Genomic DNA, 25,002 nt, shown 5'->3' with positions numbered 1-25,002 from the left:
ATGTTCTCATTTATGGCCTTTAACGCTGAGTTTAAAGGCGGCCGTGTTATGCAATGGATTCATGATAAACAAATGGCAAATAGATATGGAAAGATCGCATCGCTTCAATACGTTATTCTTTTATCGCACCCCAACATTATTGTTCCTGTTATTCTTCTTTCCTGTTCTGGCGCAGGCGACTGAATCCGTTTATGAGCAACAGATTCAACAGGCGCGTAACGGTAATTACACGCCGTTTCTTGATTATCTTCAGCGTTATCAGCAGCAGCATGCCCTGACGCCTGAACAAGTTGCGGACTGGTTACAGGTTGCAGCCTGGGCGGGTCATGATGACGAGGTTATTCAGGTCTGGCAGCGTTACGGCATTTATATGCCGCTGCCCGCCCGCGGCGTTGCTGCCGTCGCGCAAGCCAGGCTAAATCAAAAAGCGTGGCAGCCGGCCCTGGCGCTCTGGAAAGAGGCGTGTAGCCTTGCGCCGGATAACGACGATTACCGTATCGGCTATATCAAAACCCTGGCCGATGCCCGCATGGATACGCTTGCCCTGGAGGAAGCCCAACGGCTGGTGGTGGAAAATCCCTCTCAGGCGCATCTTCAGACGCTCTCGTATGTCTGGTTACGCCAGGGAAAAAGCTGGGATCGGCTGCTGGCAGACACGCGCGCGCTGAATATCGCGCCGGAGAATAAAGCGCTCCTTAGCGAGCAGATCGACGCGCTTACGGATAGCCGGGTGAATACCCCCGCGCTCCAGCTTTCACAACGCGTGACGCTGCCCCCCGCGGAGCGTCGTCGTCTTGAGCGTAATGCCGCCGCCGAACTCGTTCGCCTTGCCGATGTGCCTGGCAGAACAGAAAAGGAGCGCCTGCAGCTTGCGCAATCCGCGCTGAATCGTTACGACGCTCTGCTTGCCCGCTGGCAAAACGATCCGCAGGCGGCGGAAGACGTCGTCCTTGCGCGTATCGACAGACTTGGTGCGCTGTACGCCCATGCTGATTACCCACAGGTGATTAGCGAATATCAGGATCTTACGGCTGCCCAGCATCCGGTGCCGGGCTGGGCAATCGGCTGGGTCATCTCCGCGTATCTGCAGGAGAAAAACGCGGCCGCCGCCTTCGCGCTTCTGCAACGCTACCCGCAATACGCTTCCGACCCGCAGGACGAGGAGCACGCGCTTTTCTACGCCAGGCTGGATACGGGACAGTATCAGTCCGCCCGCCAGTACGTTGAGCGCCAGACCCGCGACATTCCCTGGACCCGTTACGATTTCGGCTCCCCTACCCCTCAGCCGAACGACAGGTGGCTTACCGGGCAGTCTCTCCGTTTTAACTATTTACTCGCGACGAATGCCCTGCCGGAAGCCGAAGAGCTGGCGCACCATCTGGCGACGACGGCGCCGGGCAATCAGGGGCTACAGATTGACTACGCCACCCTGCTTCAGGCGCGGGGCCTGCCGCGCGCGGCCGAGCAAAAGCTGAAAACGGCAGAGGCGCTGGAGCCGTCCAATACAGAGCTGGAGCAGCAGCAGGCCTACGTCGCGATGGACCTGCAGGAGTGGCGACAGATGGATTTACTGGCCGACGACGTGCTGGCTCGCGCGCCCGCCGACCGCAGCGCCAGGCGTCTCGACAGGCTCCGAACGGTCCACCACATGTCCGAACTGCGCCTCAACGCAAGCAAGGGCTTGCACTCCGATAGCCCCGTGAGCGGGACACACGACCTGAACTGGGACGCCACGCTCTATGGCCCACCCGTAGCGGACAACTGGCGGCTGTTTGCCGGAACCCGCTACGCGCAGAGTAATTTCGATGAAGGCAAAGGCACCAGCCGTCACCTTTTGGGCGGCGTCGAATGGCGGCCACGCGACCTGCTGCTCGAAGCCGAGCTCTCCAGCAACCGCTATCACGGTGAAAACAAGCCGGGCGCTCGCCTCTCAACGACGTACTTTGTGACCGATAGCTGGCAGGTCAGCGGCAGCCTTGAACGCCTGTCGCGCACTACGCCCCTTCGGGCCTTACGCAACGGAATTAGCGCTAACCGGGGTGAAGGCGGGGTGCGCTGGTACCAAAACGAGCGGCGTGAGTACCAGTTCAGCGCCGCCCTCAGCCGCTTCTCCGACCATAACCGTCGCCAGGAATACATCCTCACGGGCAAGGAGCGTCTCTGGCAGACCCCGTCCCTGACGCTGGATCTCGAACCGGGGATTGCCGCCAGTAAAAACAGCCTGCGGGACACGCTCTATTACAACCCGGCGCGGGATCTGTCCGTGACGGCTGCCCTGGCCGTTGACCATGAAATGGTCCGCCATTACGACACCCTCTGGAGCCAGCAGTTCGTGGCGGGAGGCGGCAGCTACTGGCAGAAAAATCAGTCCGCTGGCGCCATCGCCCTGCTGGGTTACGGCCAACGTGTTCAGTGGAACAACGTTATTGATACCGGCGTGATGCTGAACTGGGACAAGCGCCCTTACGACGGCAAACGCGAGAGCAACCTCTCCGTCACGTTCGACGCGACTTTACGCTTTTAAGGATGAAAATGCTGAACACACGTTTTTCCGTGAGCCTGATACTCCTCGGCTGGCTCTGCCTCAGCGCGAGTGTCTGCGCGCAGGCGATCTCGTTCATTGCGCCCAAAGCGCGGCCGCAGCTGGAGGCAAGTAAACCCTGGCCGGAGAACCAGTTTCTGGTCCTGGCCTACCACGACGTCGAAGACGATGCCGCCGATCAACGCTACCTCTCCGTTCGCACCAGCGCGTTAAACGAGCAGATAAGCTGGCTTGTGCACAACGGCTTTCACGCCATCAGCGTTCAGGACATTCTCGATGCCCATGACGGGAAAAAAACGCTGCCGCCGAAAGCCGTTCTGCTCAGCTTTGACGACGGCTACAGCAGCTTTTATACCCGCGTCTGGCCGCTGCTTCAGGCGTGGAACGTGCCTGCACTCTGGGCGCCGGTAGGCAGTTGGGTCGATACGCCAGCGAATCAAAAGGTGAATTTTGGCGGCCTGATGACGCCCCGCGATCGCTTCGCGACGTGGGACATGGTGCGCGAGCTAAGCCAGTCTCCGCTGATTGAGATTGGATCGCATACCTGGGCCTCGCATTACGGCATTCCGGCCAACCCGCAGGGCAGCCGGGAACCGGCGATCGCCAACCGCTTTTATGACAAAGCCACGGGCCGCTATGAAACCGACCAGCAGTTCAGCCAGCGGATCGGCGATGACGTTCGAAAAGTGACTGAAAAAATCACGCAGGTGACGGGCAAAGCGCCGCGCGCCTGGGTCTGGCCCTACGGCGCCGCCAGCGGTACGTCGCTCGCTATCGCCAGACAGCAGGGTTATCAGCTAGCCTTTACCCTTGAGGACGGGCTGGGGAATGTCCAGGATCTGGGCAACATCCCCCGCCTGCTGATCGCCGGAAATCCCTCCCTCAAGGCGTTTGCCAGTACGGTAAGCCAGGTTCAGGAGCACGATCCCGTGCGCGTCATGCACGTCGATCTCGACTACGTTTACGATCCCGATCCGGCCCAGCAGACCCAAAACGTCAACAGGCTGATCCAGCGGGTCTACGACATGAAGATCAGCCATGTTTTCCTGCAGGCGTTTGCCGACCCGCAGGGCGACGGCAGGATCAAATCGCTCTATTTCCCCAACCGTCGGCTGCCGGTCCGGGCCGATCTCTTTAATTTTGTCGCCTGGCAGTTGCAAACCCGCGCGGGGGTAAAAGTCTTCGCGTGGATGCCGGTGCTCTCGTTCGATCTCGATCCTTCCCTGCCGCGCGTGCAGCGCCGGGATCGGCAAACCGGCCAGCTGCGCGAAGCCACCGAACCCTATATCCGCCTCTCCCCGTGGGACCCGCAGGTGCGCCAGCAGGTGACGGACATCTATGAAGATCTGGCCCGCTATGCCAGCTTCAACGGGATTTTGTTCCATGACGACGCGGTGCTGACGGACGTGGACGATGCCGGACAGGACACGACTCGCCAGAAGAGCCAGACGCTTATCGGGTTTACCCACGCCCTGAGCCAGGCGGTGAAAAACATCCGTGGCCCGCAGATAAAAACCGCCCGCAACATGTTCGCCTTACCCATTCTGCAGCCCGAAAGCGAAGCGTGGTTCGCGCAGAATCTTGATGATTTTCTGGCGGAGTATGACTGGACGGTGCCAATGGCCATGCCGCTGATGGAGTCCGTTCCGGCAGACGGGAGCGATGCCTGGCTGACGCGTCTGGTTAACGCGGTCGCCGCGCGCCCCGGCGCGCTCGATAAAACGATTTTCGAACTGCAGGCCAGGGACTGGGAGCAGAAACCGCAGCGCGCCGTTGCCGATAGCCAGCTTGCGCAGTGGATGCGCGTGCTCCAGTTGAACGGCGTCAAAAACTACGGTTACTACCCCGACGACTTCCTCAACAACCAACCTGATATCTCCCGCATCAGGCCTGAATTCTCTTCGTACTGGTACCCTGACAATGACTGATCGCATTATCGCATTCTCTATTTTATGTCTGGTATTCGGGTTGCCGTTAGGCGTGGCCGCCCTCTTTACCGGCGAACTGATTCTGGATTTTGTGTTCTTCTGGCCGCTGTTCATGTCGGTGCTCTGGATAACCGGCGGCCTCTATTTCTGGTATCAGCTTGAACGCCACTGGTCGTGGGATAAAGACACGCCCGCCCCGACGCTCGCGGGTGAGCCGCTCATCTCCATTCTTATCCCCTGCTTCAACGAGGGACGAAATGCCCGGGAGACCATCAGCGCCGCGCTGGATCAGCGGTATGAAAATATAGAAGTTATCGCCATCAACGACGGCTCGTCTGACAACACCGCGGAGGTATTGCAGGCGCTGGCGCAGGAACAGCCGCGCCTGCGGGTGATTAACCTCGCGGAGAACCAGGGGAAAGCGCTGGCGCTCAAGGCCGGGGCAGCGGCGGCCCGGGGCGATCTGCTGGTCTGCATTGACGGCGACGCCCTGCTCGATCGCGATACCGCCGCGTATCTGGTGGCCCCGCTGATTCAGTACCCCCACGTCGGCGCGGTGACCGGGAACCCGCGCATTCGCACGCGCTCCACGCTGATTGGCCGCATTCAGGTGGGCGAGTTCTCCTCCATCATTGGGCTCATCAAGCGGACGCAGCGGATCTATGGCCGGGTCTTTACCGTCTCCGGCGTCATCGCCGCCTTTCGTCGACAGGCGCTGGCGGACGTCGGGTACTGGAGCCCGGACATGATCACTGAAGACATCGACATCAGCTGGAAGCTCCAGCTGCGCCACTGGGATATCTTTTTTGAGCCGCGGGCGCTGTGCTGGATCCTGATGCCGGAGACGCTGAAGGGCCTGTGGAAACAGCGTCTGCGCTGGGCCCAGGGCGGCGCGGAGGTGTTTCTGGTCAACCTGCGCAGGATTGTGCGCTGGGAGCATCACCGCATGTGGCCCCTGTTTATGGAGTACGCGCTGTCAACGCTGTGGGCCTTCGCGTACGCGATGACGGTGCTGCTGTTCCTCCTCAGCCAGGTTGCGCCTGTTCCTGCCAGGCTGACCGTGGAGAGCCTTTTTCCACCAGAGTTTACCGGGCTGTTGCTGGGCGTGATGTGCCTGCTGCAGTTCCTGGTCAGCTTGTTCATCGAGCGGCGCTATGAACGAAAAGTGGGCGGTTCGCTTTTCTGGGTGATCTGGTTCCCGATGGTGTACTGGATGATTGGCCTGTTCACCACCCTCGTCGCATTTCCAAAAGTCATGCTTAAACGTCAGCGCGCCCGCGCGCGCTGGATCAGTCCGGACCGGGGAAAAGGGAGTATTCAATGAACGAAAATACCTTAATTTTGACCGAGCATAGGCTATTGCCGCGTCTGTTTGATGCCGCGTTAACGCTGGTGGCGTGGGGAGGATTTCTGTTTTTCCTGTATGCCAGGCTGTGGATGCAGCTAACCGATGAGAGTGACCACCGCTGGGGCGTGATTATCGCGTCCTTTAATACGGTGTTGATCTATTTACTGTTCGCCGCGCTCAACGGCTGGCTGCTGATTTTGTGGTATCAGTACAACCGCCGCCGCGCCCACGTGAGGCGGCGTCAGCCGGGCTATTTTCACCAGGAGGAGCTGGCCCGTAGCTTTAATGTCTCACCGCAGATCATCTCCGAGATGAGCCAGTACAACCTGCTGACGGTGTATCACGATCAGATTGGCCGCATCATCGATCTGAAGATCAACGAGCAGCTGGAAGAGGAAGAACAGTAACAAAAAGCCCCCGCAGGATGCCCTGCGGGGGCTATTTCATCGCGGATGTGAACTACTTATCTTTCACCACAATCAGCGGCTCGATATCGCTCTCTTTCTTCACCACCAGCGAGTCATCGCCGCGCAGGCAGGTTCCGCCGTAGTTCCCGCCCACGGTGAAGGTGCAGACCTGTATGTACTTGCCGTCCACCTTCGGCAGGCACCACAGCTGCTGGTAGATATTCTTGCGGTCGACAAACTTGCCGCTGGATTTATCCAGCAGTTCGTCCTGGGCGCTGATGAGATCGATATTGCTGCCGCAGCGGCCGGCAATCGGCTTAACGGCATATCCGGTCTGCTTCAGCAGTTCGTTAACCTCAAAATCGGTGTCGAGCAGGTAGCGGTGGTTCGGGAACAGCTGCCAGAGCACTGGCAGGATAGCCTTGTTGCCGGGGATCACCGTCCACAGCGGTTCGAAGACCAGCACTTCCGGGCGCAGCAGGACGTCAATCAGGCGCACCTCGCCCTCGGGATGTCCGGTGCGGATCGGCACGGCGGCGTACTCGGTTTCGCTGACCTCGCGGATCTGCTCTATCGCCGTTTCCCACGCCCAGGTTTTCCACACGCAGTTGACGTGGCGCCCTTCGTCGTCAATCAGCTGTCCGGCGGTATCCCAACTGAGCGCCCCCAGCCCGTGCAGGATTTTGGTTTCAAACCCGGCCTGCATCAGCGAACGCTGAATAAAGAGCGCGTGATAGTCCTCTTCGACATCGTTGTCCTGCATGATGTGGACGAACGGCCGCGCGTGGCTGTGCTTCCAGGCGCCGGTCAGCTCTTCCAGCAGCCCTTCCGCCGGGTTGTGCCCGTTGCCGCGATAGCCGTTTTTCACCCACTCTTCGAGAATCAGCCCGCCCTCGGTATGGCAGGACGCGGAGTCGGCGTTGTACTCGTAGACCTTAATCCCGCGCTCATCCATGCAGAAATCCATACGACCGGTGATCATATGGTGGCGACGCCACTGCCAGGAGAGGCGCAGGCGCGGCCAGAGGATTTTCGGGATGTCGAAAAGCGCCAGCAGGCTGTCGTCTTTCAGCACCTTGTCGGTGGCGTGCAGGTACATCAGGTGCAGTTCGTTGGTGGCCTTGATCAGCTCCTGCTCGGCGCTTTCGGTAATGGTGAAGTACTGGCAGGGATCTTTGTTGATCACATGGCCGTTGGCGCGGATATACGCCTGCTGCAGCGCGTCATTTTCGTTAAGCCATTTTCCGTCGAACTGACGTTTGTTTTTCAGCCGCGCGCCGCTGATTTTCAGCAGTTCGCCGTCGATTTCCGGCTGGGGAATGCTGTGTTCCGTGTCGTCGGTCTGGATCATCCAGCCGAGGATCTCCGTGTCGTTGAAGGTGTCATGGATCGTGTAACTCCCGTTCTCCACGCTCAGACGCAGCTCGCGCGTCCACTGCTGACCGAGCGGCAGCGGGGAGTGAATCACGTTCTGCTCCGCAATTCGCACCTTATCGTCCAGAAGCTGGGTGATCACCGCCACGTGGCCGGTCTCGTGAAACTCGCCGCCCTTTTGCCAGATCAGCAGCGCCCCGGCGCGCGGCGCGCGTTTTGAACCGTTGGCAAAGGCCTGAAGGGGTAGAATGTTATCGTTCACCACCTGGCGCAAAAAGCGCAGGGAGAAGATTTCCCACGCCATGCCGACGTCGGTAAACACGAAGCCATAGTTGAGAAACAGGAAACGGCGGGCAAACTCAACGCACTGCCACTTGTGGCCCATGTATTCGTTGCCGATATAGCTGCGGAAATCCGCATCTTGCGGGTAGCTGCGCGGGTCCAGACTGCCGTAATTTGAAGAGTAAATCGCCACGCCACCGGGCGCATAGCCTAACAACGTCCCGAATGGCGCATCACTGCTTAACTTTCCTTTACGCATGTATCCAACCTAAAACAGGCAGGCGGCAATATTTTATGGGTTGTCGTCGTCTGCACGTTGTAATTAACCTGACAGAGGGAAATTTATCATACACCTCCCCTGACCATTGCGCTCACATCGTTAAACGGTCGATTCATCTCCTGCTAAACTCCCTCAACACATCACTCAAAAGGCAGGTCAACATGTCAGACAACACGTATCAGCCACCGAAAGTGTGGGAATGGAATAAGAACGGCGGCGGCGCGTTCGCCAACATCAACCGTCCAATTTCCGGCGCAACGCATGAGAAAGAACTGCCCGTGGGCTCCCACCCGCTGCAGCTCTACTCTCTGGGAACACCAAACGGCCAGAAAGTGACCATCATGCTCGAAGAGCTGCTGGCGCTGGGCGTGACGGGCGCGGAATACGACGCCTGGTTAATTCGCATCGGCGAGGGCGACCAGTTCTCCAGCGGGTTCGTTGAGGTGAACCCGAACTCGAAAATCCCGGCGCTGCGTGACCACTCCACGACCCCGCCAACGCGCGTCTTTGAATCCGGCAATATCCTGCTCTACCTGGCAGAGAAATTCGGTCACTTCCTGCCGAAAGATCCGGCGGGACGCACCGAGACGTTGAACTGGCTGTTCTGGCTGCAGGGCGCGGCACCGTTCCTCGGCGGCGGCTTTGGTCACTTCTATAACTATGCCCCGGTGAAGATTGAGTACGCGATTGACCGCTTCACCATGGAAGCCAAACGCCTGTTCGACGTGCTGGATAAACAGCTGGCGCGCGGTCGCTACGTGGCGGGTGAAGAGTACACCATCGCGGATATCGCCATCTGGCCATGGTTCGGCTGCGTGGCGCTGGGTAGCGTCTATAACGCCGCCGAGTTCCTCGACGCAGAGAAGTACACTCACGTGCAGCGCTGGGCGAAAGACGTGGCGAATCGCCAAGCCGTTAAGCGCGGACGCATCGTTAACCGCACCAGCGGCGAGCTGAACGAGCAGCTCCACGAACGCCACGCGGCGAGCGACTTCGAGACCAATACGGAAGATAAGCGTCAGGCCTGACGCTCTGCCGGGCGGGCCACCGCCCGGTAACAACGATCCTTCCCCAGGGCATGATTAGCTTAAAGGTTGAGCCGGTATTACTGGCACTATTCGCCCTCTTTTCTCACGTCTGGCTGTGAGAAGCGAAGTATCAACCAACAGCTATTACAAAGGATCTGTTATGAAATTCATCAAAACAGCGCTGGTTATCAGCACCCTCATTATTTCTACCTCGGGTATGGCGATGGACAAAACTGCCGCTGGCGCCGTTGCCGGTGCGGCGATTGGCGCAGCCACGGGCAAAGACCTGAAATCCACAGTAGGCGGCGCGGTCGTTGGTGCGGGTACGGGAGCCATGTTTAAAAACGGCGAAAAAGGCAAAGATGCGCGTAAGGGCGGTGCCGTGGGCGCAGTCGTTGGCGCGGGTACCGCAGCAGTGACGGGCAATAGCGTTCTGAAAGGTGCAGCCGTTGGCGCAGGCACTGGCGCGCTGATTGGTGAAGCGACACACTGATAATTTACGCCGGGCGCTACGGTGCTTGCCCGGCGTTCTCTCGCTTTATATCCTCTCGTTTTTCAACGGCATATTTACAAGTCCCGATAAACTAGCAAGAATCATTTTTATTTCTATCAGAATGGGCTGACGCATGAAGCTGACCCGACAGCAGAACATTCTTGAACTGCTGGGCTGCTGCGACTGGCTAACCACTGACGCACTGGCAGAAACACTCGCCGTCAGCAAGGAGACGATCCGCCGCGATCTGAATGCCCTTCAGCATCAGGGCAAGATCCTGCGCCAGCATGGCCGCGCGCGGCTTATCCACCCGAACAGCCGCGACAGCGGAGAGCCGTTTGGCGCGCGCTTAAAAAGCCATTACGCCGATAAAGTCGATATCGCCCGTCACGCGCTGGACTGGATCAGCGAAGGGATGACCATCGCCCTCGATGCCAGTTCGACCTGCTTTCACCTGGCGCGCCAGCTCCCGGATATCGAACTCACCGTGTTTACCAATAGCCTGCCGATCTGTCATGAGATGGCAAAACGCGAGCGAATCACGCTTATCTGCTCCGGCGGCACGCTTGAGCGCAAATACCGCTGCTACGTCAATCCGGCGCTGCTTACGCAGTTGAAAGGGCTGGAGATAGACCTGTTTATCTTCTCCTGCGAAGGCGTTGATGAACAGGGCACGCTGTGGGATCCGGTGGAGCATAACGCGGCCTTTAAATCGCTGCTCTTAAGCCGCGCAGGCCAGTCGCTGCTGCTGATTGATAAAAGCAAATTCCAGCGGTCAAGTGAGGTGAGGATAGGCCAGCTGTCACAGGTGACGCAGGTGATTCAGCGGGATCGTCTTTCAGGGGGATAAAGGGTCAGGCCGCAACAGGCGACCTGACCCGATAAGGTTATGCGGTGAGGCGGAATTTTTGCACCGAGCGCTGAAGCTCTTCGGTCTGGCGCTCCAGGGCAGCGGCAGCGGCAGAGACCTGCTCCACCAGCGAGGCGTTCTGTTGGGTGACGCCATCCATCTGGGTGATAGCGATGCCCACCTGAGAAATGCCCTTGCTTTGCTCTTCTGACGCAGACGCAATTTGCTTCATGATGGTCGTCACTTCCGTCACGTCGCGCAGAATGGCCTCCATGGTCGTGCCGGTGTCGTTCACCAGCCGCGCGCCCTGCTCTACGCGGGAAACGGAGTCAGCGATCAGCCCTTCAATCTCTTTTGCGGCGTTGGCGCTGCGGCTGGCCAGATTACGCACCTCTCCCGCAACCACGGCAAAGCCTCGACCCTGTTCCCCTGCGCGCGCCGCCTCGACGGCTGCGTTGAGCGCCAGGATATTGGTCTGGAATGCAATGCTGTTAATCACGGTGGTGATTTCCGCGATCTTCTTCGAACTGTCAGAAATACCGCTCATGGTGGTAACCACGTCTTCCACCAGCGAACCGCCACGGCTCGCGGTGGTCGAGGCCACGTCCGCCAGCTCGCTGGCCTGACGTGCGCTTTCGGCGTTCAGTTTTACCGTCGCCGTAAGCTGCTCCATACTCGCGGCGGTCTCTTCCAGCGCGGCGGCCTGCTCTTCCGTGCGGGACGAGAGATCGTTGTTCCCGCTGGAGATCTCCGTCGCGCCGCGCCAGATGTTTTCGCTGCCGGAGCGAATCGTGCTGACCGCTTCACGCAGGCTGTCCTGCATGGCGCTCAGTAAGGGAACCAGCTGTCCCACGCAGTTGCGGCCAAACGGCTCAATCGGCTGGCTGAGATCGCCCTGGGCAATCTGGCGGAACTGCTGGCGAATACGCGCCAGCGGTTTCACCAGCATCGCCACCAGATAGCGGTCGGTGAAGAGCAGGATCAGCAGGCCAATAATCGTGGCGACGATAATCACCGTGCGGGTCATGCTGGTCAGGCCGTCCACCACCACGCGGGTGCTGTCGAGTGACTTCGCGGCGGCGTTGTTAAAGTTCTCCGCCGCGGCACCGAACGCGCGGCTCAGCGGTGGCGTGACGTTGTTGGCCTGCTGGCGATAGCCGTCCAGCGACTGCTTCGCCTGCTGCATCTGCGGGGTTACGCCCCGATCGAGCAGCGCCTGCCAGCTGCTAATGACCTGAGCAGACACCTGTTCGTCCATCGGGCCGGGGGAGATGGCCTTCATTTCGGCCAGCTTCTTACTCATGTTATTTAGCGCCTGTTGGGCAGAAGCCAGGTCCGGCGTGCCGCCTGCGGCTTTGACCTCCATTGCGCGGCTCAAGCGGGTGACGAAACGGAAATACTGATCGTTGCCCTGGCTGAGTACCGTCATCTGTTTGACCAGCTGCCGATCCACTTCATTACCATCAGAAACGCGAGACAGTGACCAGGTGCTGTATAGCCCAACCCCCGCCCACATTAAACAAAAGATCCCAAGAATCGTCAGCATGACGAAGCGGATCGTGAAATTACGGAGCATATTCATAAGTCTTCCTTGCCGAGAGGGTGAGTTCGCCCAGAGGCGAGTACTACTCTCGTTATCGGCAGGGAGCGCGGAAATTATAACCTTTTGTGATTATTTTTAATTAGTGTGGCTTCACTGGTCACACAGCTGCCGTTAACCATTATGTCCACGCTTAGTGATGGAATGGGTGATGTGATAAGTTCAGAATGAAAACGCTGTTTCGAAAATTCATCGATAAGAAAGGAGACATCATGTCCTGGCACCCTTACACCGGCCGCTATGAGAATATGCAGTACCGCTACTGCGGGAAAAGCGGCCTGCGTCTGCCCGCGCTGTCACTGGGACTGTGGCATAGCTTCGGTCACGTCCAGCCGCTGGAATCCCAGCGGGCGCTGTTGCGTAAAGCTTTCGACCTCGGCATCACCCATTTCGATCTCGCCAATAACTACGGGCCGCCGCCGGGTAGCGCTGAGGAGAATTTTGGCCGCATCCTGCGCGAAGATTTTGGCGCGTATCGCGACGAGCTGATTATCTCCACCAAAGCGGGCTACGACATGTGGCCGGGGCCGTATGGTTCCGGCGGTTCGCGTAAATATCTGCTCGCCAGCCTCGACCAGAGCCTGAAGCGCATGGGTGTGGAGTATGTGGATATTTTCTATTCCCACCGTGTGGATGAAAACACGCCAATGGAAGAGACGGCCTCAGCGCTGGCGCACGCCGTGCAGAGTGGGAAAGCGCTGTATGTGGGCATCTCCTCCTACTCAACCGAGCGTACGCAGAAAATGGCCGAGCTGCTGCGCGAGTGGAAAATTCCGCTGCTGATCCACCAGCCGTCTTACAACCTGCTTAACCGCTGGGTCGATAAGACCGGTTTGCTGGATGCGCTTGAAGCAAACGGGACGGGCTGTATCGCCTTCACCCCGCTGGCGCAGGGTCTGCTGACCGGAAAGTACCTGAACGGCATTCCTGAAGGTTCACGCATGCAGCGCGAAGGCAATAAGGCGCGCGGCCTGACGCAGAAAATGCTGACCGAAGCCAACCTTAATAGCCTGCACCTGCTGAATGACATGGCGCATGCGCGCGGGCAAACCATGGCGCAGATGGCGCTGAGCTGGCTGCTGAAAGATGAACGCGTGACGTCGGTGCTGATAGGTGCGAGCCGTCCGGAGCAGCTGGAAGAGAACGTTCAGGCGCTGGAAAACCTGCGCTTTACTGAGGACGAACTCAAGCAGATTGACCAGCACGTGGCGGATGGGGAGTTGAATTTGTGGCAGGCGTCGTCGGATAAATAGCGCGGTCTGATGCCCACGCCCCTCACCCTACCCTCTCCCCAGAGGGGAGAGGGAACTTGAACACCCTCTCCCCTCTGGGGAGAGGGCAGGGTGAGGGGTAAGGTCTACTTTATTTCTTACTGATCTTATCCAGATACCCCATCACAAACGCAGAAAGCACGAACGTCAGGTGGATGATCACATACCACATCAGTTTGTTATCCGGAACGTTCTTCGCGTCCATAAACACGCGCAACAGATGAATAGAGGAGATCGCCACAATCGACGCGGCCACTTTATTCTTCAGCGACGAGGCATCCATTTTGCCCAGCCAGTTGAGCTTCTCTTTGTGCTCGGCGATATCGAGCTGGGAAACGAAGTTCTCATAGCCAGAGAACATCACCATCACCAGCAGCCCGCCCACCAGCGTCATGTCCACCAGCGACAGCAGTACCAGAATCAGGTCCGCTTCGGCGATGGAGAAGATGTTTGGCAAGACGTGAAAAATTTCCTGGAAGAACTTTATGCTCAGCGCGACCAGTGCCAGGGAAAGGCCAAAATAGACGGGTGCCAGTAGCCAGCGAGAGGCGTACATTGCGTTTTCAAAAAAGCGTTCCATAGAGTCCTGTCTGCAAACGAAACCAGCGGGCAGTATATCTCAACGATGCTCACTGTTTGCAACAACTAACCAACGCCACGCTTACACCTCTTCCGGGTTAACCTCCGGATGCGCGTACTCCGGCCAGACCAATACCACCAGCTCCGGGTAGGCTTCCAGACTGAACTCGCGAAAACACTGGCGCAGGTTTAATACGTCCAGGTCGGAATACGAGACTTTCTCGCCATTAAGACAACGCTTTTTGATATTGTCATAATATTTATAGACCGCGGAATTCAGGTCGCTGCAGCGGCGCTGGGCCTCAAATAATCCCGGCGTGTCATTAATTTCTGACATTTTCATCCGCTTAATTGTCGCGTGCAAAAAGTCGATATATTCATGGTTCACCCGCCAGTACCAAACCGGCGTCACCGAGTTCATCAATACAGAGAAATGATCTTCTCCTTCCTCTTTTGTCATCAACTCAGGCTGCGGCGGTTCACTGGCGTCTTGCGACACTTTCGTTTTATTGAACTCTTGCATCAATAAAAGCACGCCAGCGGTCAGTAATAGTAATGTGATGACCGTAAAGAAAATGCTGTTCATGGGTAGGCTCCATTTTTTTTGATTTTAAAATTGCCTCATGTTATTGTCAACGAATCTCACGCCTTTACCAACCCCACCCTGTTGAAATTAAAGGAAATTAAAAAATGCTGCCCGACAGTCTTGTCCCGGCTAAGTACCACATTACGCCTGTGGAACAGCAACCGACGAAAGAAGAAAAAGAGGCTAATTTTACTCAGGGAAAAAGAAAGCTCTCCGATTTCGAGTCCGACATATTAATTGGTGTTTCCCGAACGGGCAAATCTCGTAATATGTTGCTGGAGGAGCATGACCGCCATATTAAAGACCGTTTATTTCGCGCTGTGAAAATTGAAGCCCTGGCGCATCTGCTGAACGACCTGCAAGCCGAAGGTGAAATAGACGCCCAGCAGCTCAGTCAAATAATGGCTGAAAAGACTAAAGAAATAAATGAAATGGGTAATGAAATTTGGCTTAATTTAATTACCCGTGAAAAAAACGCCCCTATTTTTTATGACTTCGGGGAAGATTAACGTGAAATCAGTTAATGATAATAATGTCTATTTGACTTTAGATGATAAAAAAAGCGATGAATTTATCTTAAAGCAAAATCTCGAGGCATTAAAAAAGAGTAAAAATGAAGAGATGACGCGTATTACCCAGGATTTGGTATCGATCCCGGCCACGCTCGTGCGCCTGAAATGGCAGAACCGCCGCGAAATTTATCCATTACAGGTGAAAGAAGAGATCTACGGTGCCGTGATGAATGCCATCATCGAGCAGCGCCCGGAGCTGAAAGAAAAGCTTCTGGGACGCCTGGAGGCCAACTATCAGTATCTGCTGGCGAGAGAGACCGCAACGCTGCGCCTGACCCGTAAGCTGTCTGAGGGGGATTATCACACCTCAAACGTCACCCACGTCGCGCTCAATGAAGACGCGCACGCCGTCGCCCTTGCCGAAACAAAACGCTAGCCTTTGCGCAGTGCAAAAAAAAGCTGACTTTCGCCAGCTCTTCGTTTTATTTCGCGGCCGCTTTTTCTTCGCCGACCAGACCAATCTTCAGGTACCCCGCCTGATGCAGCGTGTCCATTACCCTCATCATGGTTTCATAGTCGACGGTCTTATCTGCACGGAAGAAGACGGTGGTGTCTTTCTTGCCGCCGGTAAGCTGGTCCAGCGCCGGAATGACTGACGCATCCGTTACCGGGTCGTTACCCAGGAACATGGATTTATCCGCTTTCACCGACAGATAGATAGGCTTTTCCGGGCGCGGCTGCGGCTGGCTGGACGAGGCCGGGAGATTCACCTTCACGTCGACCGTCGCCAGGGGGGCAGCCACCATAAAGATAATCAGCAGAACCAGCATGACGTCGATAAACGGCGTCACGTTGATCTCATGCATTTCGCCGTTATCGTCCAGATTTTCGTTTAGACGCATCGCCATACAATCAACCTACGCGCAGTTTGGAGGCCGCGTGCACCGGTTTAACCGCGCTGGCGTTGAGGTCTAAATCGCGGCTTTGCAGCAGCAGAACCTGCGCGGCTACGTCACCGAGGGTCGCTTTGTAGCTGCCGATCATACGCGCGAAGATGTTATAGATAACCACCGCTGGGATAGCGGCAACCAGACCGATGGCCGTTGCCAGCAGCGCTTCTGCGATGCCTGGTGCAACCACCGCCAGGTTAGTCGTTTGAGTCTGCGCGATGCCGATGAAGCTGTTCATGATGCCCCAGACGGTACCGAACAGGCCGACGAATGGAGAAATCGCCCCGATGGTCGCCAGATAACCATTACCGCGGCCCATATGACGACCAACGGCAGCGACGCGGCGTTCCAGACGGAAGCCGGTACGTTCTTTAATGCCTTCGTTATCTTCACTGCCTGCGGAGAGTTCCAGCTCGTTCTGTGCTTCATTAACTAACATGCTGGTCAGGCTTTTCGCATGGAAGGATGAGGTCATATCAGAAGCCTGATCCAGAGAGCGGGCTTCGGCCAGCTGCTGCTGTTCGCGCTTGAGGCGGCGCTTCTGAGAAAGCAGCTCGGCGCTCTTGCTGAAGAAAATAGCCCAGGTGACAACGGACGCCAGAATCAGGCCGATCATCACAATCTTAACCACGATGTCAGCATGATGATACATGCCCCAAACGGAGAGATCCGTCTGCATCAAATTATTACCCACTCTGTATCTCCAGGACGCAATTCACAAAATCTGAGCGTAATAATATCAAAACGTCGTCGAATTGATAGTAGTTCTCATTAGTATTTACATAGTGCCGTAATTTTCGCTCACATTCCTTGCGCTTACGCAGTAAAAATTTCTTATGCGTATTTTTCATAATATTTTCTGCTTATTCGATAAGCATGCGGGTGCACATTTTTACAATCGTGGTAGTCTGGACGTCCAGACGTATAAAAACAGGGTTAGCGAACATGACAAAGAAGCATCTTGATACCACGCTGGTGCAGGCAGGACGCAGCAAGAAATACACCCAGGGATCGGTAAACAGCGTGATTCAACGCGCCTCCTCGCTGGTGTTTGATACGGTTGAGGAGAAAAAAATCGCCACACGCAACCGCGCGAAAGGCGGACTGTTTTATGGTCGTCGCGGCACGCTAACCCATTTTTCTCTGCAGGAAGCCATGTGCGAGCTGGAAGGCGGTGCGGGCTGTGCACTGTTCCCCTGCGGCGCGGCGGCGGTGGCTAACACCATTCTGGCATTTGTGGAACAGGGCGATCATATCCTGATGACCAACACCGCCTACGAGCCAAGCCAGGATTTCTGCACCAAAATCCTCAGCAAGCTCGGCGTGACCACCGGCTGGTTTGACCCGCTGATCGGGGAAGGCATTGCCGAACTTATTCAGCCAAACACGCGCATTGTGTTTCTGGAATCGCCGGGCTCCATCACCATGGAAGTGCACGACGTGCCCGCTATCGTGAAGGCCGTGCGCAGCAAAGCGCCAGAGGCGATTATCATGATCGACAACACCTGGGCGGCAGGCGTGCTGTTTAAGGCGCTGGAGTTCGACATTGATATCTCGATTCAGGCGGCGACCAAATACCTGATTGGGCACTCGGACGGCATGATTGGCACGGCGGTGTCCAACGCGCGCTGCTGGGACCAACTGCGTGAAAACGCCTATCTGATGGGGCAAATGGTGGACGCCGACACAGCCTACATGACCAGCCGGGGCATCCGCACGCTGGGGGTTCGTCTGCGTCAGCACCATGAAAGTAGCCTGAGAATCGCTGAGTGGCTGGCGCAGCATCCGCAGGTGGAGCGCGTGAATCACCCTGCGCTACCGGGCAGTAAAGGCCACGAATTCTGGCAACGTGACTTTACGGGCAGCAGCGGCCTGTTCTCCTTCGTGCTGAAAAAGCGGCTGAACAACGACGAGCTGGCGAGCTATCTGGATAATTTTACCCTCTTCAGCATGGCCTACTCCTGGGGCGGCTTTGAATCCTTGATCCTACCTAACCAGCCGGAACAGATTGCGGCCCTGCGCCCCGGCGGCGAAGTGGACTTCAGCGGCACCCTGATCCGACTGCATATTGGTTTAGAAAATGTTGACGATTTGATTGCCGATTTAGCAGCAGGGTTTGAACGTATCGTGTAGAGTGCAGGCTGAAAATGTACTCCTGGACGTTTTTGTGAACACTGCAAGCAGAAAAGTCTGCATGAGTTGCGTCCGCGATCAACCCCAGCGGGCCAATTCGGGAGTACAATAGCGTTATATCTGCTGTTCCACAGGAAAGTCCATGGCTGTTATTCAAGATATTATTGCGGCGCTCTGGCAACACGATTTTGCCGCGCTGGCGGATCCGCACGTCGTGGGGATTGTTTACTTCGTGATGTTCGCGACGCTGTTTCTGGAAAATGGATTACTGCCAGCCTCGTTCCTCCCCGGTGACAGCCTGCTTCTGCTCGCAGGCGCGTTAATCGGCAAGGGAGTGATGGACTTCACGCCGACGATGGTGATCCTCACGTCAGCCGCCAGCCTGGGCTGCTGGCTGAGCTATTTGCAGGGCCGATGGCTTGGGAACACGCGCGTCGTAAAAGGCTGGCTGGCGCAGCTGCCGCATAAATATCATCAGCGTGCGACCTGCATGTTTGACCGGCACGGCCTGCTGGCGCTGCTGGCCGGGCGTTTCCTGGCATTTGTTCGCACCCTTCTGCCGACGATGGCGGGCATTTCCGGCCTGTCCAACCGCCGCTTCCAGTTCTTCAACTGGCTGAGCGCCCTGCTGTGGGTCGGCGTGGTGACCTCGCTCGGCTACGCGCTGAATATGATCCCCTTTGTGAAGCAGCATGAAGATCAGGTGATGACCTTCCTGATGGTGTTGCCGATGTTCCTGCTGGTCGCAGGGCTGGTGGGGACGATTGCGGTAGTGATTAAGAAGAAGTACTGCAGTGCATAAACAAAAGCCGGGTGGCGCTACCGCTTACCCGGTCTACGTTTCCCCTCAGGCTCCCTGCATCGTTCGGATGCGTGACGCATCTTCCCCCGGCGTAACGCCGAAGTAGCGCTTAAACTCCCGACTAAACTGCGACGCGCTTTCATAGCCGACGCGCATTGCCGCCGCGCTGGCCTTCATGCCGTCGTGGATCATCAGCATCCGCGCCTTGTGCAGCCGGTAGGTTTTGAGGTACTGCAGCGGCGAGGTGCTGGTCACCGATTTGAAGTTATGGTGAAACGCCGAGACGCTCATGTTCGCTTCCGCCGCCAGCTGGTCGACGCTGAGGTTTTCCGTGTACTGGCTTTCGATACGCTTGAGCACGCGGCTGATCAGACTGAAGTGGGTCTGTCGGCTCACCAGCGCCAGTAACGCACCGCCGCCCGGCCCCAGCAGCACATGGTAAATAATTTCGCGGATAATCTGCTTGCCCAGAATACGCGCGTCCAGCGGCCTCTCCATCACGTCCAGCAGACGCTCAATGGCGCAGAGGATCTCCTCCGACAGCGTCGCCGAGTTAATCCCGCTCGACGCCATCGAAGGCCGGAAGAACTCGTCTTCACCTATCTCCATCAGCAGCTCCTGCAACTGAAGAATATCGACGTTGACGCGAATACCGGCCAGCGGAACCGCCTCTGTCGCGAAGGTTTCACATTCGAAGGGTAAAGGTACTGTCAGGAGCAGATATTCATTGGTGTCGTAGCGGAACACGCGCTCGTTGATATAGCCAATTTTATGGCCGGAAAAGAGAAAAACGATGCCCGGCTGGTACATCACCGGCGTGCGCGTCCCGGGCTGGGTGCCGTAGAGCAGGCGAATATCCGGCAGCAGTTCGCTGATACCATTTTCTTTATCAATCAGTCTTTTAATCTGCCCAGTAAGCTGATGGCAGATCGCTTCGCGGTTCATTTTACGTTACTCCGGGTACGGTTTCCGACGTTAACAGTGTGCGTCGTTTTCCGCGCTTTCTCCAGCGCTCTGTAGAAATGGGCAAGACATCGGCAGGAATGTGCATTGAGAGGATAGCCCCGGGCGGCCACAATGTGCAGCATCAGGTCGCCCTCTGCGCCACCACGGTTTTTCACCCACTAAAGGGAACGAGCAATGAACAACTTTAATCTTCACACCCCAACCCGCATTCTGTTTGGTAAAGACGCTATCGCCGATCTGCGTGCGCAAATCCCTGCGGACGCCCGCGTGCTGATCACCTACGGTGGCGGCAGCGTGAAAAAAACCGGCGTGCTGGATCAGGTTTACAGCGCCCTGGACGGTCTGGACGTGCGTGAGTTCGGCGGCATCGAGCCAAACCCGTCTTACGAAACGCTGATGAACGCGGTGAAAATCGCCCGCGAAGAAAATATCACCTTCCTGCTGGCCGTCGGCGGCGGCTCGGTGCTGGACGGCACCAAATTCATCGCGGCGGCAGCGCACTACGCTGACGGCATCGATCCGTGGCACATCCTGGAAACCCGCGGCAGCGACATTAAAAGCGCCATCCCGATGGGCTCCGTACTGACCCTGCCAGCGACTGGCTCTGAATCCAACAAGGGCGCGGTGATCTCCCGCAAAACCACCGGTGACAAACAGGCCTTTATGAACGAGCACGTTCAGCCTGTCTTCGCCATTCTGGACCCGGTGTACACCTACACCCTGCCTGCGCGTCAGGTAGCGAACGGCGTGGTCGACGCCTTTGTTCACACCGTTGAGCAGTACGTCACGTATCCGGTCGATGCCAAAATTCAGGATCGCTTCGCGGAAGGCATTCTGCTGACGCTCGTCGAAGACGGCCCGAAAGCGCTGAAAGAACCGGAAAACTACGACGTGCGTGCCAACGTGATGTGGGCGGCAACGCAGGCGCTGAATGGCCTGATCGGTGCTGGCGTGCCGCAGGACTGGGCGACCCACATGCTGGGCCACGAGCTGACGGCGATGCACGGTCTGGATCACGCCCAGACGCTGGCGGTCGTTCTGCCTGCCCTGTGGAACGAAAAACGCGATACCAAGCGTGCCAAGCTGCTGCAGTACGCCGAGCGCGTGTGGAACATCACCGAGGGTTCCGACGATGCGCGTATTGATGCCGCCATCGAAGCGACCCGCAGCTTCTTTGAAGGTCTGGGCGTGCCGACGCGTCTGTCTGGCTACGGTCTGGACGGCAGCACCATCCCTGCCCTGCTGGCGAAACTTGAAGAGCACGGCATGACGCACCTGGGCGAGCACGGCGACATTACGCTGGACGTGAGCCGTCGTATTTACGAAGCGGCGCGCTAAGCGTTTTTGCCCTCCAGACTTTCGTTTTTTGACATTTCGTCCAGACTTAATGCACACCCCATCGTCGGAGTACCCCTCCGACGATGCGTACCTGAAGGAGGAAAAATGGCAAACCAAACCGTAATCAAGCTGCAGGACGGCAACGTGATGCCCCAGCTGGGGCTAGGTGTATGGAAAGCCGGTAACGACGAGGTCGTCTCCGCCATTCATAAAGCCCTGGAAGTCGGCTATCGGTCGATTGATACCGCCGCCGCGTACAAAAACGAGGACGGTGTGGGGACCGCGCTGGCCAGCGCTGGCGTCCCCCGCGATGAGTTATTCATCACCACCAAACTGTGGAACGACGATCAAAAACGCCCCCGCGAAGCCCTGCAGGAAAGTCTGGAAAAGCTCCAGCTCGATTTCGTCGATCTCTGGCTGATGCACTGGCCGGTTCCGGCTATCGACCACTACGTTGATGCCTGGAAAGGGATGATTGAACTGCAGAAAGAGGGGCTGGTGAAAAGCATCGGCGTCTGTAACTTCCAGGTGCATCACCTGCAGCGTCTGATTGATGAAACGGGCGTTGCGCCTGTGATTAACCAGATCGAGCTGCACCCGCTGCTGCAGCAACGCCAGCTTCATGCCTGGAACGCCACGCATAAGATCCAGACCGAATCCTGGAGCCCGCTGGCGCAGGGCGGCGAAGGGGTGTTTGATCAGAAAATTATCCGTGAGCTGGCGGATAAGTACGGCAAAAGCCCGGCGCAGATCGTCATTCGCTGGCACCTGGACAACGGCCTGGTGGTGATCCCGAAATCGGTCACGCCGTCGCGCATCGCCGAAAACTTCGATGTCTGGGATTTCCGTCTGGATAAAGATGAGCTGGGTGAGATTGCGAAGCTGGATAAGGGTAAACGTTTAGGCCCGGATCCGGATCAGTTTGGCGGATAATACCTAAAACGAGCCCGGTCTTCCGCCGGGCTCGTTTTAATCTATAAACCGGACTGACATCTCGCTTCTCCGGGAAGGTCAGGCAATGTGCAAATAACGTTATACGCTTCCCCTTCAAGTTTATGTGGCCCACCGAGACCGCCGCCTGCTTCTGCTTCATATTCCTTTCCGTTGACACTTATCTGGAGCGGGGTGTGATAAATCCAGTCCATCGGACCTATTGGCAGAAAAAAGATCCACTCATGCTGGCTCTGAAAAGCAAAACGACCGTTGTCGTCAGAAAGCGTCTGCTCCCTCTCTAATGTTATTTTAGCGCCCGGGACTGGCTTACCTGCACTGTCGATTAGGCGTCCTTCCACTTCCGGCTGTGTCTGGCGGTGCATTACACAACCGCATAACGTCAGGCCAATCAGCATCGCTCCTGTTAACTTCCTGATTTTCATTTTGGGCCTCCTACCCTTATGCAGAAAAAAGCCGGGTGGCGGCTTTGCCTTACCCGGCCTACGCGCTGACCTGTAGGCCCGGTAAGCGCAGCGCCACCGGGCTTTGTTACAGGTTTAACCGATCTTACGTTTTCCCGATTTTTTCGTCCCCGCACCACCGTTCGAACGCTGATGCACAATCGGCGTGTGCTTGGTCAGCGCCGGGCGCGTATTGCGGTTCTGGCGACGCGCTTCGCGCATCTCATCCAGCGTCGGAGCCGGTACCAGGCAGTCACGGCGCGAACCGATCAGGTGTTTTTTACCCATCTCTTCCAGCGCCTGACGGATCAGCGGCCAGTTTTTCGGATCGTGATAGCGCAGCAGCGCCTTGTGCAGACGGCGCTGCTTATCCCCTTTCGGCACCACCACCTCTTCACTCTTGTAGCCAATCTTACTCAGCGGGTTTTTGCCGGTGTAATACATGGTCGTCGAGTTGGCGAGCGGTGACGGATAGAAGTTCTGCACCTGATCCAGACGGAAGCGACGCTGCTTCAGCCACAGCGCCAGGTTCACCATGTCCTCATCGCGCGTGCCCGGGTGGGCGGAGATGAAGTACGGGATCAGATACTGTTCTTTACCCGCCTGCTTCGAATAGGTGTCGAACAGCTCTTTAAAACGATCGTAGCTGCCCATGCCCGGCTTCATCATTTTCGACAGCGGGCCTTCTTCGGTGTGCTCAGGCGCAATCTTCAGATAGCCGCCGACGTGGTGTGTCGCCAGCTCTTTGATGTAGCGCGGATCTTCCACGGCGATGTCGTAACGGACCCCGGAAGCGATCAGGATCTTCTTGATGCCCTTCAGGTCACGCGCGCGGCGATAGAGGTTAATCGTCGGCTCGTGGTTGGTGTCCATGTGCTCGCAAATGCTCGGATAGACGCAGGAGAGGCGACGGCAGGTCTGCTCCGCGCGCGGCGACTTGCAGCGCAGCATGTACATGTTTGCGGTTGGGCCACCGAGATCGGAGATCACGCCGGTAAAGCCCGGCACCGAGTCGCGAATCGCTTCGATCTCATTGATGATCGAATCTTCAGAGCGGCTCTGGATAATACGGCCTTCGTGTTCGGTAATGGAGCAGAAGGAACAGCCGCCGAAGCAGCCGCGCATGATGTTGATCGAGAAGCGGATCATCTCATACGCCGGGATACGGGCGTTGCCGTACGCCGGGTGCGGCACGCGCTTGTACGGCAGCGCGAAGACGCTGTCCATCTCTTCGGTGGAAAGCGGGATCGCCGGCGGATTGATCCAGATGAAGCGCTCGCCGTGCTTCTGCATCAGGGCGCGGGCACAGCCCGGGTTGGTTTCATGGTGCAGAATACGGGACGCGTGCGCGTAGAGCACCTTATCTGCTTTCACCTTCTCGTAGGACGGCAGCAGCACGTAGGTCTTTTCCCACGGTTTCGGGCGCGGCGGCTGCACGACGATAGCCTTCGCTTCCGCTTTTTTCGGCTCAACCGGCTTGTTATCGGCACATGGCAGATCTTCACCGTACGGGTGCGGGATCGGGTCGATTTTGCCCGGCATGTCGATGATGCGGGAATCCACCCCGCTCCAGCCCGGCAGCGCCTCTTTCACCATGATGGCGGTATTGCGCACGTCGCGGATGCTGCTCACCGGCTCACCCTGCGACAGGCGGTGCGCCACTTCTACCAGCGGACGCTCGCCGTTACCGTAAATCAGCATGTCGGCTTTGGAATCCACCAGCACCGAGCGGCGAACGGTATCTGACCAGTAGTCGTAGTGCGCGGTGCGGCGCAGGCTCGCCTCGATGCCGCCCAGGATCACCGGCACGTCTTTCCAGGCTTCTTTACAGCGCTGGGTATAGACCAGGGTCGCGCGGTCGGGGCGTTTGCCCGCCACGTTGTCCGGCGTGTAGGCATCGTCATGGCGCAGCTTACGGTCGGCGGTGTAGCGGTTGATCATCGAGTCCATATTGCCTGCGGTCACGCCGAAGAACAGGTTGGGTTTACCCAGACGCATAAAGTCGTCTTTACTGTTCCAGTCAGGCTGGGAGATGATCCCCACGCGGAAGCCCTGCGCTTCGAGCATACGGCCACAAATCGCCATACCAAAGCTCGGGTGGTCAACGTAGGCATCGCCCGTGACCAGAATGATGTCGCAGCTATCCCAGCCCAGTTGGTCCATCTCTTCCCGGGACATCGGCAGGAACGGCGCCGGTCCAAAGCAGGCCGCCCAGTACTGGGGCCAGGAGAAGAGGTCACGATCCGGCTGGATCAGGGAAATTGCGCTCATAATGCTTCCGAAGAAAAAATAGACAAAAGGAGCGGGATTATACGCTGTTCATCCGCCAGATTTGAAGA

Annotated in this window: 23 protein-coding genes; 14 read left to right on the top strand and 9 right to left on the bottom strand. The window is 57.3% G+C overall.

The window, feature by feature from the left end; translation table 11 throughout:
* Positions 1–85: 85 nt before the first annotated feature.
* Genes pgaA through pgaD form a run of 4 tightly spaced genes read left to right on the top strand, consistent with a single transcriptional unit; the run spans position 86 to position 6,225 of the window.
* Complete coding sequence (pgaA, locus tag K5E19_RS14655; protein WP_221551878.1) at positions 86–2,524, top strand: poly-beta-1,6 N-acetyl-D-glucosamine export porin PgaA; 2,439 nt, start codon at positions 86–88, stop codon at positions 2,522–2,524.
* Positions 2,525–2,532: 8 nt separating this feature from the next.
* On the top strand, positions 2,533–4,470 hold the full coding sequence (gene pgaB / locus K5E19_RS14650; RefSeq protein WP_221551877.1) for a poly-beta-1,6-N-acetyl-D-glucosamine N-deacetylase PgaB: 1,938 nt from the start codon (positions 2,533–2,535) through the stop codon (positions 4,468–4,470).
* A complete protein-coding gene (gene pgaC / locus K5E19_RS14645) occupies positions 4,463–5,794 on the top strand; it encodes a poly-beta-1,6-N-acetyl-D-glucosamine synthase (RefSeq protein ID WP_221551876.1) in 1,332 nt (443 codons plus the stop codon). The genes pgaB and pgaC overlap by 8 nt, the downstream gene beginning before the upstream one ends.
* The gene (gene pgaD / locus K5E19_RS14640) at positions 5,791–6,225 is read left to right on the top strand and encodes a poly-beta-1,6-N-acetyl-D-glucosamine biosynthesis protein PgaD (RefSeq protein ID WP_221551875.1); all 435 of its coding nucleotides are present in this window, start codon (positions 5,791–5,793) and stop codon (positions 6,223–6,225) included. The genes pgaC and pgaD overlap by 4 nt, the downstream gene beginning before the upstream one ends.
* Positions 6,226–6,277: 52 nt before the next feature.
* Here pgaD and gss read toward each other — a convergent pair whose 3' ends face one another.
* Complete coding sequence (gene gss, locus K5E19_RS14635) at positions 6,278–8,140, bottom strand: bifunctional glutathionylspermidine amidase/synthase (RefSeq protein WP_221551874.1); 1,863 nt, start codon at positions 8,138–8,140, stop codon at positions 6,278–6,280.
* Positions 8,141–8,322: 182 nt separating this feature from the next.
* On the opposite strand from gss, the gene yghU reads away from it, so the two are divergent.
* The 3 genes from yghU to fucR all read left to right on the top strand — a co-directional run bounded on the left by yghU (position 8,323) and on the right by fucR (position 10,532).
* On the top strand, positions 8,323–9,189 hold the full coding sequence (yghU, locus tag K5E19_RS14630; protein WP_221551873.1) for a glutathione-dependent disulfide-bond oxidoreductase: 867 nt from the start codon (positions 8,323–8,325) through the stop codon (positions 9,187–9,189).
* 160 nt (positions 9,190–9,349) lie between these two features.
* Complete coding sequence (locus K5E19_RS14625) at positions 9,350–9,682, top strand: YMGG-like glycine zipper-containing protein (protein WP_221551872.1); 333 nt, start codon at positions 9,350–9,352, stop codon at positions 9,680–9,682.
* Between the two features lie 133 nt (positions 9,683–9,815).
* On the top strand, positions 9,816–10,532 hold the full coding sequence (fucR, locus tag K5E19_RS14620; protein WP_221551871.1) for an L-fucose operon activator: 717 nt from the start codon (positions 9,816–9,818) through the stop codon (positions 10,530–10,532).
* A gap of 37 nt (positions 10,533–10,569) precedes the next feature.
* Here the strand turns inward: fucR and K5E19_RS14615 are convergent, their stop codons facing one another.
* The gene (locus K5E19_RS14615; RefSeq protein WP_221551870.1) at positions 10,570–12,114 is read right to left on the bottom strand and encodes a methyl-accepting chemotaxis protein; all 1,545 of its coding nucleotides are present in this window, start codon (positions 12,112–12,114) and stop codon (positions 10,570–10,572) included.
* A 230-nt stretch (positions 12,115–12,344) separates the two neighbouring features.
* On the opposite strand from K5E19_RS14615, the gene K5E19_RS14610 reads away from it, so the two are divergent.
* The gene (locus K5E19_RS14610; protein ID WP_221551869.1) at positions 12,345–13,385 is read left to right on the top strand and encodes an aldo/keto reductase; all 1,041 of its coding nucleotides are present in this window, start codon (positions 12,345–12,347) and stop codon (positions 13,383–13,385) included.
* Positions 13,386–13,494: 109 nt separating this feature from the next.
* Here the strand turns inward: K5E19_RS14610 and K5E19_RS14605 are convergent, their stop codons facing one another.
* Positions 13,495–13,983: a TIGR00645 family protein gene (locus K5E19_RS14605; RefSeq protein WP_126546264.1), complete on the bottom strand. Its 489-nt coding sequence runs from the start codon at positions 13,981–13,983 to the stop codon at positions 13,495–13,497.
* 81 nt (positions 13,984–14,064) lie between these two features.
* Positions 14,065–14,568: an ESA_00282 family adhesion-associated protein gene (locus K5E19_RS14600; RefSeq protein ID WP_221551868.1), complete on the bottom strand. Its 504-nt coding sequence runs from the start codon at positions 14,566–14,568 to the stop codon at positions 14,065–14,067.
* Positions 14,569–14,672: 104 nt separating this feature from the next.
* Here K5E19_RS14600 and K5E19_RS14595 point away from each other — a divergent pair, with 104 nt between their 5' ends.
* On the top strand, positions 14,673–15,077 hold the full coding sequence (locus tag K5E19_RS14595) for a hypothetical protein (protein WP_126546263.1): 405 nt from the start codon (positions 14,673–14,675) through the stop codon (positions 15,075–15,077).
* Positions 15,058–15,516 carry a cytoplasmic protein gene (locus K5E19_RS14590; protein WP_221551867.1) on the top strand — a complete coding sequence of 153 codons (459 nt, stop codon included), beginning with the start codon at positions 15,058–15,060 and terminating at the stop codon, positions 15,514–15,516. The genes K5E19_RS14595 and K5E19_RS14590 overlap by 20 nt, the downstream gene beginning before the upstream one ends.
* Positions 15,517–15,562: 46 nt before the next feature.
* On the opposite strand, the gene exbD is transcribed toward K5E19_RS14590, so the two are convergent.
* Both exbD and exbB read right to left on the bottom strand, forming a co-directional pair.
* Complete coding sequence (gene exbD / locus K5E19_RS14585; RefSeq protein WP_010435590.1) at positions 15,563–15,988, bottom strand: TonB system transport protein ExbD; 426 nt, start codon at positions 15,986–15,988, stop codon at positions 15,563–15,565.
* A 4-nt stretch (positions 15,989–15,992) separates the two neighbouring features.
* Positions 15,993–16,724 (bottom strand): tol-pal system-associated acyl-CoA thioesterase, encoded by a 732-nt coding sequence (gene exbB, locus K5E19_RS14580; protein ID WP_221551866.1) that lies wholly within the window; start codon positions 16,722–16,724, stop codon positions 15,993–15,995.
* Between the two features lie 251 nt (positions 16,725–16,975).
* Here exbB and metC point away from each other — a divergent pair, with 251 nt between their 5' ends.
* Positions 16,976–18,163, top strand: a complete 1,188-nt coding sequence (gene metC, locus K5E19_RS14575; protein ID WP_221551865.1) for a cystathionine beta-lyase — start codon at positions 16,976–16,978, stop codon at positions 18,161–18,163.
* 142 nt (positions 18,164–18,305) lie between these two features.
* On the top strand, positions 18,306–18,965 hold the full coding sequence (gene yghB, locus K5E19_RS14570; RefSeq protein ID WP_221551864.1) for a DedA family general envelope maintenance protein YghB: 660 nt from the start codon (positions 18,306–18,308) through the stop codon (positions 18,963–18,965).
* A gap of 45 nt (positions 18,966–19,010) precedes the next feature.
* Here yghB and K5E19_RS14565 read toward each other — a convergent pair whose 3' ends face one another.
* Positions 19,011–19,910 carry an AraC family transcriptional regulator gene (locus tag K5E19_RS14565; protein ID WP_221551862.1) on the bottom strand — a complete coding sequence of 300 codons (900 nt, stop codon included), beginning with the start codon at positions 19,908–19,910 and terminating at the stop codon, positions 19,011–19,013.
* A gap of 195 nt (positions 19,911–20,105) precedes the next feature.
* Between K5E19_RS14565 and yqhD the strand changes: the two genes are divergently transcribed.
* Together yqhD and dkgA are read left to right on the top strand one after the other, a co-directional pair.
* A complete protein-coding gene (yqhD, locus tag K5E19_RS14560) occupies positions 20,106–21,269 on the top strand; it encodes an alcohol dehydrogenase (protein WP_221551860.1) in 1,164 nt (387 codons plus the stop codon).
* A 105-nt stretch (positions 21,270–21,374) separates the two neighbouring features.
* Entirely contained in the window at positions 21,375–22,202 is an 828-nt protein-coding gene (dkgA, locus tag K5E19_RS14555) for a 2,5-didehydrogluconate reductase DkgA (RefSeq protein ID WP_120158629.1), read from the top strand.
* A gap of 41 nt (positions 22,203–22,243) precedes the next feature.
* On the opposite strand, the gene K5E19_RS14550 is transcribed toward dkgA, so the two are convergent.
* Both K5E19_RS14550 and K5E19_RS14545 read right to left on the bottom strand, forming a co-directional pair.
* Positions 22,244–22,645: a carboxypeptidase-like regulatory domain-containing protein gene (locus tag K5E19_RS14550; RefSeq protein ID WP_221551858.1), complete on the bottom strand. Its 402-nt coding sequence runs from the start codon at positions 22,643–22,645 to the stop codon at positions 22,244–22,246.
* Between the two features lie 114 nt (positions 22,646–22,759).
* On the bottom strand, positions 22,760–24,934 hold the full coding sequence (locus K5E19_RS14545) for a YgiQ family radical SAM protein (RefSeq protein ID WP_221551856.1): 2,175 nt from the start codon (positions 24,932–24,934) through the stop codon (positions 22,760–22,762).
* Positions 24,935–25,002 lie beyond the last annotated feature (68 nt).

This window comes from Enterobacter sp. RIT637, from assembly GCF_019718755.1.
Classification (GTDB): domain Bacteria; phylum Pseudomonadota; class Gammaproteobacteria; order Enterobacterales; family Enterobacteriaceae; genus Enterobacter.
The sequence above is the reverse complement of the archived record's forward strand: the minus strand, read 5'-3'. Positions and strand labels throughout refer to the sequence as shown.